The sequence below is a fragment of the Streptomyces niveiscabiei genome (assembly GCF_001419795.1).
Lineage (GTDB): Bacteria > Actinomycetota > Actinomycetes > Streptomycetales > Streptomycetaceae > Streptomyces > Streptomyces niveiscabiei.
In genome coordinates this window covers 1-2,187 of record NZ_LIRL01001004.1, presented here as the reverse complement: position 1 = coordinate 2,187, position 2,187 = coordinate 1, and the positions used below count along the sequence as shown (strand labels likewise).

2 protein-coding genes and 1 pseudogene are annotated in these 2,187 nt (G+C 71.8%); all 3 read left to right on the top strand.

What is annotated here, in order from left to right:
* Nucleotides 1-136: 136 nt before the first annotated feature.
* Nucleotides 137-463 (top strand): annotated as a pseudogene (locus AOK24_RS51735) (glycoside hydrolase family 15 protein); the annotation flags it as partial.
* A 2-nt stretch (nucleotides 464-465) separates the two neighbouring features.
* On the top strand, nucleotides 466-1,548 hold a 1,083-nt coding region (locus AOK24_RS38710), incomplete at its 5' end, for a glycoside hydrolase family 15 protein (RefSeq protein WP_240554326.1).
* A gap of 4 nt (nucleotides 1,549-1,552) precedes the next feature.
* On the top strand, nucleotides 1,553-2,187 hold a 635-nt coding region (locus AOK24_RS38705; protein ID WP_055724618.1), incomplete at its 3' end, for a hypothetical protein.

The following is a 2,187-nucleotide window of genomic DNA, read 5'->3' as shown; positions in this document are numbered from 1 at the left end:
CCCCGCCGGCCACCCGGCGCACCTACCGGGGCGACTCGCTGATCCTGGAGTCCGAGTGGGAGACCCCGCGCGGCACGGTCCGGGTCACCGACTTCATGCCCCCGCGTGATGGAGCGCCCCAGCTCATCCGCATCNNGCGCATGCGCTTCAGCTACGGCCGGATCGTCCCCTGGGTCCACAAGCACGAGGGCCGCACGGTCGCCGTCGCGGGCCCCGACTCGGTGTGGTTCGACACGACCGCACAGACGTACGGCAAGCAGCTCACGACGTACTCGGACTTCACGGTCGCGCCGGGCGACCGGATCGCGTTCACGATCTCCTGGGAGCCCTCGCACAAGCAGCCCCCGCCGCTGCCCGAGCCGGAAGCCTCGCTGGAGGCGACCGAGGAGTTCTGGCGCGAGTGGGTCGCGCAGTGCACGTACCACGGCCCCTACCGCGAGGCCGTGATCCGCTCGCTGATCACNNGGCGGGATCGTCGCCGCGCCCACCACCTCCCTGCCGGAGGACATCGGCGGCGTCCGCAACTGGGACTACCGCTACACGTGGCTGCGCGACGCCGCGATCACCCTCTCCTCGCTGCTGCGCACCGGCTACCGCGACGAGGCGCGCGCCTGGCGCGAATGGCTCCTGCGGGCCGTCGCCGGCGACCCGGAGAACCTCCAGATCATGTACGGCATCGCGGGCGAGCGCGAGCTCGGCGAGGCGGAGCTGGACTGGCTGCCGGGGTACGAGAAGTCGGCGCCGGTCCGCGTCGGCAACGGCGCCGCGCACCAGCTCCAGCTGGACGTGTACGGCGAGGTCACCGAGGCCCTGCACCTCGGCCACATGACCGGCCTCGCCCGCAACGACTACGCCTCCCTGCTCCAGCTGAAGCTGATCCGCTACCTGGAGGACCACTGGAACGTGCCGGACGAGGGCATCTGGGAGGTCCGCGGCCCGCGCCGGCACTTCGTGCACTCCAAGGTCATGGCCTGGGTCGCCGTCGACCGCACGATCAAGCTCATCGAGTCCGGTGACGCGGACGGGCCCCTGGAGCGCTGGCGCGAGCTGCGCGACGACATCCACCGGGACGTCTGCGAGAAGGGCTACGACAAGGAACGCAACACCTTCACGCAGTCCTACGGCTCGAAGGAGCTGGACGCGTCGCTGCTGCTCATCCCCCAGATGGGCTTCCTGCCGCCCGACGACAAGCGCGTCATCGGCACGATCGAGGCGATCCAGCGCGAACTGTCCACGCCGGACGGCTTCATCCTGCGCTACCCGACCTCCGGCGGCGACGAGGGCGTCGACGGCCTCCCCGGCGACGAGGGCGCGTTCCTGGCGTGCTCGTTCTGGATGGCGGACGACCTCGCGATGATCGGCCGCGTGGACGAGGCCCGCAAGCTCTTCGAGAAGCTCCTCGCCCTGCGCAACGACCTCGGCCTCCTCGCGGAGGAGTGGGACCCCCGCCTCAAGCGCCAGGTCGGCAACTTCCCGCAGGCCTTCAGCCACGTCCCCTTGATCGACACAGCCCTGCGCCTGACGGCATCGGGCGCGTACGGCGGCTGACCCCATGCCCAAGGACCAGGTCGCGGAACGGCTCCTGAACCTCGCCCGCCAGGACCCCGCGATCACAGGAGCCGCCTTCACCGGCTCCCACGCCACGGGCCACACCGACCCGTGGTCCGACCTCGACCTGGTCCTCGCCGTCCACGGCGCCCGCACACCGGTCGTCACCGCGTGGACGGCCCGCCTGTACGCCGACTTCGGCGCCCTCCACCACTGGGACCTCGGCACGATCCGCGTCTTCCTCCTCCCCGGCTGGACGGAGGTCGACATCACGTTCGCCCCGGAGGCGGAGTTCGGCCCACGAGGCCCGCAGTGGCGCACGCTCTTCGGGAGTACGAGGGTGCTGGAGCCGTTCGCCGACCCGGACCCGGCGCACCTGATCGGCCTGTCCTGGCATCACGCCCTCCACGCGCGCGTGTGCGTGGAGCGGGGCCGGTCCTGGCAGGCCGAACACTGGATCGGCGCGCTACGGGCCCACCTGATCACCCTCGCGTGCCTGAGGCAGGGGGTTCCCGCGGCGCACGCCAAGGGGGCGCACCTGGTGGACCTCGCCCTGGAACCGACGCTCGTGCGCTCCCTGGACGCGGAGGAACTGCTCAGGGCGCTGGGGGCGGCGGCGGGGCTGCTGGCGGCCGAGGT